A 13650-nucleotide genomic window follows, 5' to 3' on the forward strand; every position below is an offset into this window, starting at 1 on the left:
GCTTCAGTCTTCGCGGGCCTCCGCTTCCCGGCGCTCGAACGACACAAGTGAGCCGTCTGGCATGACCTCGTGAATGTCGACAGGCGCACCCGTTTCATCCAGCTCCACAAGCCCGATCCCTGACGCATTCAGGAGCCGGCGGCCATGCGGTGTGCCGACGGGCTTACGCGGGATGACGCGCATGCCGCGGCGCTTGGTGAACCAGTTCAGGGGGGAGCGAGGCGAAAACGCCCACCTGTTGCCACGGTCGAGGATATCGATCAGCTTGTCCGGCCACTTGTTCTTGATGCCGCTGCTGCAGATCTGCCAGATCTTGGGTCCGTCGTCGACCACGCCGGAAAGTTTCGGTGCCGACTGCCGCAATTCGACATCATAAACGAACGAGTAGTGCACGTCGCCCGACAGGATGACGAAATGCTGGGGTGTGCCCCGGTGAGTGAACACGTTCAGGATTGCGCTGGCGGTTCCCGGGTGGGCCATCCAGTATTCCGCATCCACCGTCAGCGGCTTGCCCACAAGCGTGAACAGCTTCTGTACCGTTTCGATCAGCTTGACGCCAAAGATCGGGGCCGCGCATACCAGAAGAACCGCATCCTTGCCTTTCAGGTGGGTCTGAAGGTCCGTGACCGCCTCCCAGTCCAGAAGGCCGGACGGATTGCTGGCGTCGCGTTCGGAGCGCCAGCGGCGCGTGCGCGTGTCCAGAACGATCAGCGGCGGCGACGTTTGCCACTGAAAGTCCCATTGTTCGTATTCAAGCAGCCGGTTGATCGCCGTTTCATGTGCCTCTGACCCCGGAGCGTCAAGCGCAGCCTCCACGCTGGGAATGATGTCCGGCCCGATGGTCGGCGCCCGGTTCCCCCAGGCCTGGTTGAGCGCATAGGCAATAAGGGCATTGCCGATCACCCGTCGCGACAGCGGATGGGTGTAGGCGGCCTGCTCCCAGGCTAGCGACAGGTTCCAGTCGTCCGTGATGTCGTGATCGTCGAAAATCATCGCTGTGGGAAGATGTGCCATCACCCGCCTGCAGGCGGGCAGATCGGCCCGGAATTCCTTCAGTGTTTCCGTTTCTTCGGCATACATTGCCGCGTCGTCGGCCTCCAGATCCTCCGGTTGTTTCAACTCCGGCATGTCCTGCCATGGGGCAGGCGACCAGACGAGCAGATACATCGCCAGCATCTCGCCGAGTGTGACGAGGTGGTTGCGGGCGTGCTGGGTGGTGAAAACCGGCTTCTCCGTGCCGCCGAACAAGACGTCGAACACGGTCTTGTCCTTGTAGACCCGGGGAAGAAGCTTGTCGCGGCGGTAAAGCAGGTTGCCGGATTCTCGCAGCGCGCTGCCGGAAGCCGGCAGGCCCGGCTCGGCGCCGTCCAGGGGTTCGTCGGCAAGCCCCAGCTTTTCAATCAGCAGACTGACGGCCTGGAGCATGGGTCCGGCAACGTCGTCGGCATAAATCTGGTCACCACTCATGACAATCAGCGACGGCAGGGCGGGGGCGTCGGAAGCTTCTGCCTTCGTGCAATCAAGGGCCTTGCGCAGGAGTTCATCGGCTCCGACCAGGCCGTCCCGGGTGCGCGCATGCGGTTTGCGACAGGACCCGTGCAAAAGGGACGTAATGCGGTCGGGCACTTTGAAACAAGGCAGGTCGCGTCCCGGATAGCAAAGGTCGGATGCCCACACCGTGTGATCCTGCCAGGCTTCCTCCGCGCTGTTGGTGGGCTTTACGCTCAGGCGGTAGGAAATGAGGACGTCGGTGGGCAGCGATGTCTCCAGCTCGATGTCGACAAGCAGATAATAAAGGCTGTCCCCCGCCTTCACGATCGGCCAGTTCGTGCCGCCTGTTTCATATGTCTGATTGAGGTCAGCCTGGCCTTCCGGGAAAAGTTCCAGACGCACGTCGCAAGGCCGGGAGGCCGCGAGCCAAAGGCTAACGCTTTTCGCCGTGACACGGCGCAGGATCGGTCCCGCCAGGATGATAGGGAGACCGGCTCCGACTGTCATAGTGAACTCCTCGTCCGTCTGCCAAACACACACGGTGTGAGTGCCCACCGTCTTCGTCATGCTGATGTTGCTGCCGTAGAGATATGGCTTGCAACGTCGGTATCCAAGTATCTCTAGATCAACGATTGCTCCGCGGTTTCGTTCGCGGCGCGGGAGACTTTTTTCAAAGCGGAAGGACGAGGCTGCAGAAACGTTGGGCGTCAGCCCTTCATATCCGATGAGATCAGGACAGCTTCCGTGACCTTGAGCTAACCGACATCCGCAAATTCTGGCCGGGTGGACCAGAAGTGCTGCACGGCGCCATGCCATGCCATGGGATGACCGCAGGAGGACAAAGCATCTGGATCGGCTATGACACCGATCAGGCTATCTACTTCGACGCCCAAAGCGAGAGCCGGGTGGAAATGGCTTGAGTCATATGGTGTTTTTTGGGCGCCGACGCACCTTGCTTCGGCGACGGTCAGAAGCCCTGAAACAGGGTGTCCAGCGCTCGCGTGATTTCGGCGAAGTTCTCGTCAAGGCTTCCGAGAGGATCCCCCAGTTGGGACACTGACACGGCAGCGAGAAATTGGGTTGCCATGACGTAGTCCTCGCCCTCCCAACGGAATACCGGGTTCAGGTAGGCTGCGGGGGTCGGGGCGCGTGACTTTGGCAATAGCGGCACCACGACACGTGTGTTCAGGCTTTCCAGAAGGTCGGCCTGCACGTCCAGCACCAGGACGCGATCCGGCTTCATCCGGTAGAGCTGATTTCTGGCCATTAAAACAGGCGGCTTGTTTCGAGCGGCAAACCGTGTTGATCGACAAAGTCGTTGGAGCTGTTCAAAGCCGCCTGATTTTCCTGTTTCCAGCGGTCCGCACGGGCTTGCGATACGGCACGCCGGATGCCTTCCTCGGCCGCCTGGGAGATATTCACGCCCAAATCCTTCGCCGAACCGACCAGGGACATATCAATCGTCAAATTCGTCGCCTTGCGGGCGTGAACGCGTGCCATTGTGCTTCCAAACCATTCAGATCCTGAAACAGAAGGTAGCCCCTTTCTCACGCATTTTCAATGCGCGTAATTTATGCGCATTGAAAAAACTATAATTGCCAGCGGCGCATGGACACTCCGGACGCCCCTTAACCTGCGGCGAAGCGGTGACATTGTTCCCACCTCTGACCAGGCGGGGCTGCCCAGGCACCGGCGTGGCGGACTTCAACCGGATAGTCAGTCCAGATGAACCACAGCCTCAACCTCGAAAAGCATGGGGTCGATGGCAAGCTTTGGTACGGGTACCAATGTTTGTGCTGGAAGTCTGGCACCAAACATCCGGGTCACATTCTTCGTCAACACGCCCAGTTTGGACATATCGTGGTCGACCACGAATACGGTCAGTTTCACGACTTGATCCGGATGGGCACCGAGTGCCTCGATTACAGCGGCAAGGTTTGCATAGGCTTGTTTTACCTGCTCACCGAAGTTCGGCGAAAGTGTGCCGGTCTGGTCCTGTCCACCTTGACCGGAGATGAAGGCGAGCCGACCGGACGCAGGGGTGATGAGGGCCGTGCTGTAGCCATTTGGCGTTGGGTCGTGCAGGTGGGAAGGATTGACGATGACCGGTTTAGAAGAAATGGCTCGGGCTGGGTCCTGGGATGTCATGTTCACTCTCCTTGTTGAGTTGACATGACCCGCTTAAGGTAATTCGGTGCCAAATTTTGTCACCGAAAGCGATACCTTGGGCAAATGAACATCCGTCTCAGACACGACGCCATTGTCCGCATCCTACGGCGTAACGGAACCTCAACGGTCGATAGTCTTGCGCAGGAAATCGGGGCGTCCCGGCGAACGGTGTTGCGCGATATCGGTGCGCTGCGCGACCAGGGCTTCGTCATTCATTCGGAGTCCGGTCGGGGTGGCGGGCTGCAACTTGATCCGGCATCGATGCAGACCACAGCGCGTCTCTCGGTGGTTGAAGTATTTGCGCTGATTATCAGCGTGGCGTCGATGCGCGCGGCCCGATCTCTTCCCTTTTCCGATCTTGCCGATTCAGGCCTCGCCAAGATCGAAAAGGCGCTTGCCGGCGACAAGGTGCGTGACCTGCGTCGGCTTCTGGACTGCTTGTATGTGGGGAAACTGTCACCCCGGCAGGATATTTCAAATCTGGGTTCAATTGATTCCGAGTTGCTGCCTGCGTTCGAGGCGGCATTTCTGCAACGGCAGCATCTGAGGTTCTGTTACCGTGATGCCAAGGGAGTTGAAACCGTCAGAGAGGTCGAACCTCAGGCCATGCTCATCCTGCCGCCGCTTTGGTATCTGGTGGCCTGGGATTTCAACCGTACGGATTTTCGTCACTTCCGAATGGACAGGATCGCCAAGCCGGAGATTGTGAACGGTACGCTGTTTCGGCGACGGCATGTGCCCTTCGAAGACGATGTATGCCCATTCGGCGACATGCGGCGCTGAGCGCTCTGGCCGAACGATGTGACGTTCGTTGCTCTTGCTCCATCCTCTTGGTGAGAACGCAGGACGTGGACAAGGCAGCGTTATATGTCAGCCTGTTGCAGACACGGCGCGCTCCGACAGCAGTTTCCTCGCGATCTCCAAGCCTTCCTCGCGGGACGAGGCGAGTTTCATTGGATAGCCCCAGAATTTGGCAAAGGCCACGCCGAAGGGCTTGAATGCCATACGCTTGGCGAGGTTCGGCTCAATCACGATCATCGCCAGAACGAGCGACCGGAGTTCGGCCTTGTGTTTCTTCATCCACAGCACGGTGCGCTTCTTTTCTTCCGGGCTGTGCTCGTGGTGTTCGGTCGGAGCGTTATCGGTCAAGATCACGAAAGGTGTGCCGCGCCTAAAGCTCGCCTCCAGGGTCTCGAAGTCTTCGTCGTGGTCGTGATCGGGCTCTTCGTCATAGCTCATCCAGACGAGCGGGAAATTTGTGTTGTCCAAAGGCATGTGTCGTCTCGCTAAGGGGATGGATGGTTTCAATTCGAGCGGATGTGCCGCCACGACAAGATGAGTGCGACCATGCCCGGAAGCGTAACGGCCAACAGTTCCAGGCCAACAAGATGGCCGCCGTCGCGCAAGCCGTCCATCACGCCGGCGAGCGTGCTCATGATGAAAAGGAGACCGCCGAGGCCGAGCATGGCCCAATCGGTGGCACGCCTTCGGGCGAGCGCCAACAACGGCGGGATAACCCAGGCACCGTAAAATATGGATACGCCCCACAGTGCGGCGGGGTCGAACGTCGTGGCCTGCATCGTTCCGCCGCTGCCGACGTAGCTGTTCAGATAAGAGAAGCACTGGATCGTGACGAAGATCGTGGCACCGACTGCTGGCACGAGCCATACGAGTGCGAGCTGAACCGTTTTATTGTCGTTCACGTTAAAACTCCTATCCGTATGTGCTCGATAGGGCAGTTAAGTGCTGCCCCTTTTGAAGGGCAGGGCGATCATGATCGCCGCCATGTCCCTTCTTCCAGAAAGCACTACGCCAGTCGGCGAATGGCGTCATTGCGCAATCCTGCCATTATATGTTTTGATCCGGCCAAACGAAGCATGACGAGGCCTTTGATGTATCTAGACGTCCGGAGCGATTGGCTTTCTTATGTCGATGAGGTTCCTCGCGCTCTCGTTGCGGCCAACGCTGTCGCCAATCTTGAGGCCCTGGAGCGATCGCCGCGGCACCACCATCAGAAAGCGCAACTGCTTTTCACGGTCCGTGGGGTCTTCAACTGCGAGGTTGAAGACGCTGTCTGGATCGTGCCGCCGCAGTGTGCCGTGTGGATTCCCGGCGGGCTGCCCCATACTGTTTTCGGCTCGGGGGAAGTGGAGTGGATCTCCCTGTTCATCGAACCGCCCGAGGCTTCGAACCTGCCGAGCGAGTGCTGCACGATCACCGTGTCGAGCTTTTTCCGTCACCTGCTGATGCGGGCCAACGAGCTACCAGAGCGCTATGATGTCGACGGTCCGGACGGCCGCATCGTGTCGGTCATTTTCGACGAGTTGGCTGTGGCGCCAGTCGAAGACCTCCGCCTCCCGATCCCCAGTGACCCGCGCCTGAAGAAGCTCACCGACCTGTTGATCGAAGCGCCTGCGGATCATGCCACCGTGGCGGAGTGGGCCTCGCGCATCGCGCTCAGCGAGCGCAGCCTGAGCCGTCTGCTGGCGGAACAGGTGGGCATGAGTTTCGGCCGCTGGCGCCGGCAGCTGCATGTTGTTCTCGCCTTGCGGCATCTGAGTGCCGGCCAGACGGTTCAGGCCGTCGCGATGGACCTCGGCTATGAAAGCGCCAGCAGTTTCGTGACCATGTTTCGAAAGATGGTCGGCAAGCCGCCAAGCCGCTATCTGCTCGAAAGGCTCAGGCCTGCACCCCACGATCATGGCGAGCAATAGCAACTGCCGGGTTTCATCCACGGTGATCGCATAGCGAATGCCCTTGCAGAGGGGCTGCCTGGGCACCTTGCGTGTTCAGAAACAAAAAAAGCTCTCGCTGATCCCGAGACCGATGCCATCGCAAACTGATTTTTCGTCCGCGCAAACCTGTGTCAGTGGCTGATCATCCAGGGGCGCTTGCTGGGAAATGTCTTGCTGCCATCGGCCTTGTAGACCGCGCTTGAGCGAAAATTTCCCTTCGTCCCCGAACAGCAGGAGCAGCCCGAAGGATGGCGCTTGCGGTTCTCCCGGCTCCTGTCCTCGCGATCCGACTTGGTGGAGAAGGCGGGATTGTGCCGGGACGTCTCGTTGCGCAGATGGGCAGCCCGGTCGCTGGGGGACAGGCCGGACATGTTCGGGGCCTGCAGGATTGCACGCGGGGCTTCCGCCTTGCAGATCGGGCATTCGATCGGATCCGCATGAGCGGACATCGGGCGGTTGGCGGAAAGCGGGCCGCAGGAAGCGCACAGATAATCGTATGTCGGCATGATTGATCCTGAAACACAGAGAGCCGGATTGCCGGCGGAAGGGGTTCGAGACGGGCAGGGCCCGTCTCGTCGTCTCGGCCGGATCAGAGATCCGGGGCAAGTGGAACGTCGACGGAACCGTCGATGAAGGTTTTTGGGCCTTCCGCACCTGGCATCATGTCAAAGTCAAAGATGTCGGTCGGCAACCACAAGGTGGCGCACGCATTCGGAATATCGACCACGCCCGAAATGTGTCCCTGCACAGGCGCCGTGCCCAGGATGGCGTAGGCCTGCGCGCCGGAGTATCCGAACTTCTTCATGTACTCGATGGCGTTGAGGCAGGCCATGCGATAGGCGATGTGCACGTCGAGGTAATGCTGGGTGCCGGCCTCATCAACCGAAATGCCCTCGAAGATCAGGTAGTCGTCATACTTCGGCGTGATCGGCGAGGGTTTGAAGATCGGGTTCTTGATGCCGTATTTCGCAACACCACCCTTGATCAGATTGACCCGAATGTGCAGCCAACCGGCCATTTCAATCGCGCCGCAGAAGGTGATTTCACCATCTCCCTGGCTGAAATGCAGGTCGCCCATGGAGAGACCGGCACCGTCCACATAGACCGGGAAATAGATCTTCGACCCGCGCGACAGATCCTTGATATCGCAATTGCCGCCGTGTTCGCGCGGGGGAACGGTCCGTGCGCCTTCGGCTGCTGCCTGGTCCTTTGCTTCACCTTTCAGTTGCCCCATATGCGCCGACTGGGTGTTCGGCAGGGCAGCAAGTGCCGGAACGCGGTCGGGATCGGTGTCGAACAGTTCCTTTTCGCGGCTGTTCCACGTGTCCAGCATCTTGCGGTCCGGCAGGCAGCCGATCAGGCCCGGGTGGATCAGGCCGGCATAGCTGACGCCTGGCACGTGGCGGGACCGGGTGAACATGCCTTCGATGTCCCAGATGGATTTCTGGGCCTCCGGGAAATGCTCCGTCAGGAACCCGCCGCCGTTCTGCTTGGAGAAGAAGCCGTTGAAGCCCCAGAGCATTTCTTCCTTGGCGCCGATGTCGAGAATATCGACGACCAGAAGATCGCCCGGCTCGGCCCCTTTGACGCCAATCGGTCCGGAGAGGTAGTGAACCTGTTCCAGTTCGACATCGCGCACATCCGCCGCGTTGTCATCATTCTTGATCTGACCGCCGGTCCAGTCATAGGTCTCGATCTTGAAGTCGTCACCCGGCTCCACCCAGACCGCCATCGGAATATCCGGATGCCAGCGGTTGTGGACCTTTTCATTGGTATGCGGCGACTCGCTCAAATCTACCGAAATAAGAGTATCTGCCATGGGGTTCTCCTCTGGATATGCACCTGAAAAGTGCGCGCTGTTGAACGGGATGGGCGGATTAGACGGACAGAAACGCGGAAACTTTCTCCTCGTCGACGCTGGCCCGGGGTTCGTCATGGACAAGGCGTCCATTTTCCAGGACGAGCACCCTGTCGGCCACGTCGAGGGCGAAAGACAGAACCTGTTCGGACACCACGATGGAAAGCCCTCGCTCGTCGCGAATACGTTTCAGGACACGGCCCATCTCGCGAATGATCGACGGCTGAATGCCTTCTGTCGGTTCGTCCAGCAGAAGGACCTTCGGATTGGTCGCCAACGCCCGGGCAATCGCCAGCTGCTGTTGCTGACCGCCCGAAAGATTGCCGCCGCGGCGGCCCTTCATGTCGAGCAGGACAGGAAACAGATCGTAGATGTCGCCGGGAACCTTGCTGCGGCCGCTGATCGTCAGTCCGGTCTCGATGTTTTCCTGCACCGTCATGGTCGGAAAGATCATCCGCCCCTGAGGGACATAGGCGATGCCCTTGGAAACGCGCTCGTAGCTCTTCATGGTGGTGATATCGACGCCGTCGACAGCGGCAGCGCCGTTGCTGGTGGGCACGATCCCCATCAGGGATTTCATCAGCGTGGTCTTGCCCATGCCGTTGCGACCCATGATGGCGATGATCTCTCCCGGCGCGACGGTGAAGTCCAGGCCGTGCAGGACTTCGCTCTGGCCGTAGGCGACGTGATATTGTGCAACATTGAGCATGGTCGCCTCCTAGTGGCCGAGATAGACGTCAATGACCTTGGGGTCGGCCTGCACCTTGGCCATGGAACCTTCCGAGAGGATCTTGCCCTGGTGCAGGACGGTGACGCGGTGGGCGATGTCCTCGACGAATTTCATGTCGTGTTCGACCACCATCACCGATCGTCCCTTGGTGATTTCGTTGAGAAGCTTCGCGGTCTGCTTGCGCTCCGAGACGCTCATGCCGGCGACAGGTTCGTCGAGCATCAGAAGCTCCGGGTCCTGGATCAGCAGCATGCCGATCTCCAGCCACTGCTTCTGGCCGTGGCTGAGAAGGGCCGCCTGCATGTTCAGGAGCGCGTCGAGGAACACCATTTCGGCAATCTCGCGCACGCGTGTCGTCACCTCCGCATCGCGCTTGAAGGTGAGGGCACCGAAGACGCTCCGGCCGCGGGGAAAGGAAAGCTCCAGGTTCTCGAAGACCGTCAAATCTTCATAGATGGACGGGTTCTGGAACTTGCGGCCGACCCCCTCGCGCACAATCTCGTGCTCGCGTAGCTGGGTCAGTTCTTTTTTGCGGAACTTGATCGAGCCTGCAGTCGCCTTGGTGCGGCCGCAGATCAGATCGAGAACCGTTGTCTTGCCCGCGCCATTCGGCCCGATGATGACGTGGATCTCATTCTCGTCGACGTAAAGGTTCAGGTCGTTCACTGCCTTGAAGCCGTCAAAGGAAACAGACAGGCTTTCGATGGACAGCAGGAAGTCGGTATTGTTGCTGATGGTGTTCATGTGGGTCTCCTACTCGGCTGGCTTTGCGTTGGCTTCGCCGTCAAGATCAGGCGGAGGGTTGGCGGGTTCCGGCGGGTAGGAGCTCCCGCCCCGTGAAATCAGCCGGTCGACAAGCGGTGCCAGGTAGCTGCGATAGAGGCCGGACAAACCGTTCGGGAACACCAGGACCACGGCGATGAAGAGACCGCCCAGGCCGAAGAGCCACAATTCGGGGAAGATTTCGGAAAAGGTGGTCTTCGCCCAGTTCACCAGCAGTGTTCCGTAAACCGCGCCGAAGATGGAAAGCCTGCCGCCGACCGCACAGAAGATGACCATCTCGATGGACGGAACGATGCCCACGAAGGACGGAGACATGAACCCGACTTGCAGGGTAAACATGGCGCCGCCTATGGCAGACAGGACAGCCGCGAAACAGAAGACGAAGATCTTGATGTTGGAGACGTCGTAACCGGAAAACCGGACCCGGTCCTCCTTGTCCCTGACGGCCACCAGCAGGCGGCCGAGCTTGCTCTTGAGAACGAACTGGCTCAGCAGCAGGACAGCGATCAGAAGACCTCCGTTGACGTAGTAGAGAACGTATTTGGCCTCATCGGTGCGGATGTCCCATCCCTTGAGGGTTCTGAGATCCGTGATGCCGTTGACGCCGCCGGTATAACCCTGCTGGCCGATGATCAGGATCGTCAGGATGGCCGCAATAGCCTGGGTGATGATGGCGAAGTAGACCCCGCCGACCCGCCGCTTGAACATTGCCGCACCGATAACGAAAGCGAAGAGCGTGGGAATGACGAGGATGGCCAGCAGCGTGAATGCCAGGCTGTTGAAGGGCTCCCAGAACCAGGGCAGGCTCGTGATCTGGTTCCAGTCCATGAAGTCGGGAATGCCCGGGGTGGACTGGATCGCGGTCGCTTCCGGTGTGGAGGCCTCCAGCTTCAGGTACATGGCCATGCAATAGCCGCCCAGGCCGAAGAAAACGCCTTGACCAAGGCTCAGGATGCCGCCCTTGCCCCAACACAGCACCAGCCCGATGGCGACGAAGGCATAGGTCAGATATTTGCCGAACAGGTTGAGGCGGAAGATGTCCATCGACAGGGGCATCACAACGAAGATCAGCGCGGCGACGACCAGCAGTCCGATCAGTTCCTGTCGAGACAGCAGGGATTTCACATGTGTCATCGGAACACCTCAGCGACGGATTTTCAGGGAGAAGAGACCTTCGGGACGCAGCATCAGGATCCCGACGACGGTCAGCAGGGTGAGGACCTTTGCCATGGAGCCCGAAAGGAAGAACTCCATGGTCGACTGGGCCTGGCTGATGGCGAAGGAAGACGCGATCGTTCCGAGCAGGCTTGCAGCGCCGCCGAAAACGACGATCAGGAAGGTGTCGACGATATAAAGCTGTCCGGCGGTGGGGCCGGTTGAGCCGATCATGGTGAAGGCGCTGCCCGCAATGCCGGCAATGCCGCAGCCAAGGGCGAAAGTGTGCCGGTCAACTTTTTCGGTGTTGATGCCGACGGCGCCGGCCATGACGCGGTTCTGGACCACCGCGCGGGTCTGCATGCCCATTCGCGAGCGGAACAGGATGAAATAGACCCCGATGGCAATGACCAGGGTCAGCACCATGACGAAGATGCCGTTGATCGGAATTTCGATGATGTCCGTCAGCGGCACGGAACCGAGCAGCCAGTTCGGCAGGCTGACGCCGACCTCACGTGCTCCGAAGATCGACCGATAGGCCTGCTGCAGGATGAGGCTCAGACCCCAGGTGGCCAGCAGGGTATCGAGCGGGCGCTTGTAGAGATGCCTTATGAGAGACCATTCGACGAGAGCTCCGAGTGCGCCTGCGGCGACAAAGGCCAGCGCCATGGCGAAGAAGAAGTAGATGCCGAACAGGGACGGAATATAGGTCTCGACGATATTGGAGCAGAGATAGGTGACATAGGCGCCGAGGATCATGAACTCGCCGTGAGCCATGTTGATGACGCCCATCTGGCCGAAAATAATTGCAAGACCCAGGGCCATCAGGACGAAAACGGAAAACAGGATCAGTCCGGCGAAACCCTGCATGGCGAATATGGACCCGAGTTCCGTCCATGAATAATCGGCGAACATTGCGCGCGTCTCCATGCTACGGGGCGAAGGCGCTGTGCCACTGCCCCTGCTGTGAATGAGGGTTTGAAACGAAGGGGACGGGCGCTGCGCAGGCTGCATCCACGCAGCGCCCCTTGTGTGCCCGTTTTCTGAAAGGGCGTTTCCATCCCTGGGGGAATTAACGGAGGCTTATTGGTAGCCTTCCGGGAACGGATCCGGTTCCATCAGGTCGGTCGTCTCGTAAACCAGCTTGTACTGGCCGTCCGGCTTGGCAAGACCGATCCGGGTCTTGGACCACAGGTGATGGTTTTCATGGACGCGGACATAGCCTTCCGGCGCAGTGGTGAGTTCGATGCCCGGGGAGGCGAGACGCACCTTGTCGATGTCGAAGCTGCCGGCTTTTTCAACCGCTGCCTTCCAGAGCCAGGGGCCGAGATAGGCGGCCTGGGTCACGTCGCCGATGACGATGTCATCGCCCCACATTTCCTTGAAGGACTTGACGAATTCGGCGTTGTTTTCGTTGTCGAGGGACTGGAAGTATTTCATCGCGGCGTAAGCGCCTTCGATGTTCTCGCCGCCGATGCCGCGGATTTCATCCTCGGTTACCGAGATGGTCAGAAGAAGCGGCTTTTCCTTGGTCATATCGATGCCGGCTGCCTTCAGCTGCTTGTAGAAGGCAACGTTGGAACCCCCCACGACGATGGCGTAGATCACGTCCGGCTTCTTCAGCTTGATCTTGTTGATCACCGAGTTGAACTGGGTATGGCCGAGCGGATAGTACTCTTCGCCGACGACCTTCAGGCCAAGCTTCTCGATGTGCTTGCGGGCGATCTTGTTGGATGTCCGCGGCCAGATATAGTCGGAACCGAGCAGATAGAAGCTCTTGGCGCCCTTTTCCTTGGCGACCCAGTCGATGCCGGCGATGATCTGCTGGGTTGCTTCCTGGCCGGTGTAGATCACGTTGGGCGACTGCTCCAGGCCTTCATAGAAGGTCGGATAGTAGAGCATGCCGTTGTATTGTTCGAAGACGGGCAGAACGGCCTTGCGCGATGCGGATGTCCAGCACCCGAAAACGGCCGCGACCTTGTCGTTCACCAGCAGTTTCTTCGCCTTTTCAGCAAAGGTCGGCCAGTCGGACGCGCCGTCTTCCTGAATGTATTCGATCTTGCGTCCGAGCACGCCGCCCATGGCGTTGATCTGCTCGATGGCAAGCTTTTCCGCTTGTACGGACCCTGTCTCGGAAATCGCCATGGTTCCGGTGACGGAGTGCAGGATGCCAACCTTCACGGTGTCATCGGTTACAGCAAGCCCGGTCGTGTTGACGTCGTCGGCAAAGGCAGGTGCGAATGTGCTGGCTGTGGCCAGCATTGCTGCGGCAGCTGTGCCTGACAGCACGGATCGGCGGGACAGCCGGTGATCAATCAAGTCTTTCAGACGTTTCATTCTCTGGACCCCTCTGAGGTTGAGGTTGAAGCAGAGCGCCGTGAAGCTCCTCCGCATGCATCCAAGGCTCGTCTGGAATTGTGCAGTGCCGCAATGCGTCAGTTGCTGTGGGTTATTTGACTTATTTCTCTGAGCTGCGGCATGTGAAAGACTTCCATGTTTGCAATAAAATCATAATCAAAAAACTGGAAAATACGTCCTCAGGTAAGTCGTGAATCGTAATACTCAATTCTTGAGAGTGGAGGTATCCTGAAATTCGAATATTACCTGAATAAGGCATAGAAATTGCTGGGAAGAAGGACGGCCGGTGTTTGCCGATCAATTCGCGGGGAGGTCGCAAATCTTGAACAAAAATGTGCATGAAAAATAGATGCGATGCACAATGAGTGGGC

General features: G+C 59.0%; 15 protein-coding genes. 2 read left to right on the plus strand and 13 right to left on the minus strand.

Annotated features, from left to right (window positions below):
• Positions 1 to 3: 3 nt before the first annotated feature.
• From AC2A6O_RS15095 to AC2A6O_RS15110, 4 genes are all read right to left on the minus strand, one after another.
• The gene (locus AC2A6O_RS15095) at positions 4 to 1998 is read right to left on the minus strand and encodes an alkaline phosphatase D family protein (RefSeq protein WP_498928248.1); all 1995 of its coding nucleotides are present in this window, start codon (positions 1996 to 1998) and stop codon (positions 4 to 6) included.
• A 460-nt stretch (positions 1999 to 2458) separates the two neighbouring features.
• The gene (locus AC2A6O_RS15100) at positions 2459 to 2758 is read right to left on the minus strand and encodes a CcdB family protein (RefSeq protein WP_148583977.1); all 300 of its coding nucleotides are present in this window, start codon (positions 2756 to 2758) and stop codon (positions 2459 to 2461) included.
• The gene (locus tag AC2A6O_RS15105; protein WP_148583978.1) at positions 2758 to 2991 is read right to left on the minus strand and encodes a type II toxin-antitoxin system CcdA family antitoxin; all 234 of its coding nucleotides are present in this window, start codon (positions 2989 to 2991) and stop codon (positions 2758 to 2760) included. Before AC2A6O_RS15105 ends, AC2A6O_RS15100 begins: the two co-directional genes overlap by 1 nt.
• Before the next feature lie 216 nt (positions 2992 to 3207).
• Positions 3208 to 3639 carry a RidA family protein gene (locus AC2A6O_RS15110; RefSeq protein WP_498928251.1) on the minus strand — a complete coding sequence of 144 codons (432 nt, stop codon included), beginning with the start codon at positions 3637 to 3639 and terminating at the stop codon, positions 3208 to 3210.
• An 84-nt stretch (positions 3640 to 3723) separates the two neighbouring features.
• Between AC2A6O_RS15110 and AC2A6O_RS15115 the strand changes: the two genes are divergently transcribed.
• Positions 3724 to 4443: a helix-turn-helix transcriptional regulator gene (locus tag AC2A6O_RS15115; protein ID WP_498928253.1), complete on the plus strand. Its 720-nt coding sequence runs from the start codon at positions 3724 to 3726 to the stop codon at positions 4441 to 4443.
• An 87-nt stretch (positions 4444 to 4530) separates the two neighbouring features.
• Here the strand turns inward: AC2A6O_RS15115 and AC2A6O_RS15120 are convergent, their stop codons facing one another.
• The gene (locus AC2A6O_RS15120; RefSeq protein WP_498928255.1) at positions 4531 to 4935 is read right to left on the minus strand and encodes a hypothetical protein; all 405 of its coding nucleotides are present in this window, start codon (positions 4933 to 4935) and stop codon (positions 4531 to 4533) included.
• A gap of 29 nt (positions 4936 to 4964) precedes the next feature.
• Positions 4965 to 5363 carry a hypothetical protein gene (locus AC2A6O_RS15125; RefSeq protein WP_498928257.1) on the minus strand — a complete coding sequence of 133 codons (399 nt, stop codon included), beginning with the start codon at positions 5361 to 5363 and terminating at the stop codon, positions 4965 to 4967.
• 189 nt (positions 5364 to 5552) lie between these two features.
• On the opposite strand from AC2A6O_RS15125, the gene AC2A6O_RS15130 reads away from it, so the two are divergent.
• The gene (locus tag AC2A6O_RS15130; RefSeq protein ID WP_148583983.1) at positions 5553 to 6374 is read left to right on the plus strand and encodes an AraC family transcriptional regulator; all 822 of its coding nucleotides are present in this window, start codon (positions 5553 to 5555) and stop codon (positions 6372 to 6374) included.
• A gap of 152 nt (positions 6375 to 6526) precedes the next feature.
• Here AC2A6O_RS15130 and AC2A6O_RS15135 read toward each other — a convergent pair whose 3' ends face one another.
• From AC2A6O_RS15135 to urtA, 7 genes are all read right to left on the minus strand, one after another.
• Positions 6527 to 6901: an FmdB family zinc ribbon protein gene (locus tag AC2A6O_RS15135; protein WP_148583984.1), complete on the minus strand. Its 375-nt coding sequence runs from the start codon at positions 6899 to 6901 to the stop codon at positions 6527 to 6529.
• 83 nt (positions 6902 to 6984) lie between these two features.
• Positions 6985 to 8214 (minus strand): formamidase, encoded by a 1230-nt coding sequence (gene fmdA / locus AC2A6O_RS15140; protein ID WP_498928260.1) that lies wholly within the window; start codon positions 8212 to 8214, stop codon positions 6985 to 6987.
• A gap of 58 nt (positions 8215 to 8272) precedes the next feature.
• A complete protein-coding gene (urtE, locus tag AC2A6O_RS15145) occupies positions 8273 to 8962 on the minus strand; it encodes an urea ABC transporter ATP-binding subunit UrtE (protein WP_148583986.1) in 690 nt (229 codons plus the stop codon).
• 9 nt (positions 8963 to 8971) lie between these two features.
• Positions 8972 to 9727, minus strand: coding sequence for an urea ABC transporter ATP-binding protein UrtD (gene urtD, locus AC2A6O_RS15150; protein ID WP_148583987.1), 756 nt, complete (start codon positions 9725 to 9727; stop codon positions 8972 to 8974).
• A 9-nt stretch (positions 9728 to 9736) separates the two neighbouring features.
• The gene (gene urtC, locus AC2A6O_RS15155; protein ID WP_498928262.1) at positions 9737 to 10900 is read right to left on the minus strand and encodes an urea ABC transporter permease subunit UrtC; all 1164 of its coding nucleotides are present in this window, start codon (positions 10898 to 10900) and stop codon (positions 9737 to 9739) included.
• Between the two features lie 9 nt (positions 10901 to 10909).
• Positions 10910 to 11836, minus strand: coding sequence for an urea ABC transporter permease subunit UrtB (gene urtB, locus AC2A6O_RS15160; RefSeq protein WP_148583989.1), 927 nt, complete (start codon positions 11834 to 11836; stop codon positions 10910 to 10912).
• A gap of 168 nt (positions 11837 to 12004) precedes the next feature.
• Positions 12005 to 13183: an urea ABC transporter substrate-binding protein gene (urtA, locus tag AC2A6O_RS15165; protein WP_498928733.1), complete on the minus strand. Its 1179-nt coding sequence runs from the start codon at positions 13181 to 13183 to the stop codon at positions 12005 to 12007.
• Positions 13184 to 13650 lie beyond the last annotated feature (467 nt).

The sequence above is a fragment of the Labrenzia sp. ATLA3 genome, assembly GCF_057180185.1.

What these genes read in the sequence shown, in the direction of transcription:
- AC2A6O_RS15095 (WP_498928248.1), bottom strand. Translation starts at nt 1,998, where the DNA reads ATGACAGTCGGAGCCGGTCTCCCTATCATCCTGGCGGGACCGATCCTG.
- AC2A6O_RS15100 (WP_148583977.1), bottom strand. Translation starts at nt 2,758, where the DNA reads ATGGCCAGAAATCAGCTCTACCGGATGAAGCCGGATCGCGTCCTGGTG.
- AC2A6O_RS15105 (WP_148583978.1), bottom strand. Translation starts at nt 2,991, where the DNA reads ATGGCACGCGTTCACGCCCGCAAGGCGACGAATTTGACGATTGATATG.
- AC2A6O_RS15110 (WP_498928251.1), bottom strand. Translation starts at nt 3,639, where the DNA reads ATGACATCCCAGGACCCAGCCCGAGCCATTTCTTCTAAACCGGTCATC.
- AC2A6O_RS15115 (WP_498928253.1), top strand. Translation starts at nt 3,724, where the DNA reads ATGAACATCCGTCTCAGACACGACGCCATTGTCCGCATCCTACGGCGT.
- AC2A6O_RS15120 (WP_498928255.1), bottom strand. Translation starts at nt 4,935, where the DNA reads ATGCCTTTGGACAACACAAATTTCCCGCTCGTCTGGATGAGCTATGAC.
- AC2A6O_RS15130 (WP_148583983.1), top strand. Translation starts at nt 5,553, where the DNA reads ATGTATCTAGACGTCCGGAGCGATTGGCTTTCTTATGTCGATGAGGTT.
- AC2A6O_RS15135 (WP_148583984.1), bottom strand. Translation starts at nt 6,901, where the DNA reads ATGCCGACATACGATTATCTGTGCGCTTCCTGCGGCCCGCTTTCCGCC.
- fmdA (WP_498928260.1), bottom strand. Translation starts at nt 8,214, where the DNA reads ATGGCAGATACTCTTATTTCGGTAGATTTGAGCGAGTCGCCGCATACC.
- urtE (WP_148583986.1), bottom strand. Translation starts at nt 8,962, where the DNA reads ATGCTCAATGTTGCACAATATCACGTCGCCTACGGCCAGAGCGAAGTC.
- urtD (WP_148583987.1), bottom strand. Translation starts at nt 9,727, where the DNA reads ATGAACACCATCAGCAACAATACCGACTTCCTGCTGTCCATCGAAAGC.
- urtC (WP_498928262.1), bottom strand. Translation starts at nt 10,900, where the DNA reads ATGACACATGTGAAATCCCTGCTGTCTCGACAGGAACTGATCGGACTG.
- urtB (WP_148583989.1), bottom strand. Translation starts at nt 11,836, where the DNA reads ATGTTCGCCGATTATTCATGGACGGAACTCGGGTCCATATTCGCCATG.
- urtA (WP_498928733.1), bottom strand. Translation starts at nt 13,183, where the DNA reads ATGCTGGCCACAGCCAGCACATTCGCACCTGCCTTTGCCGACGACGTC.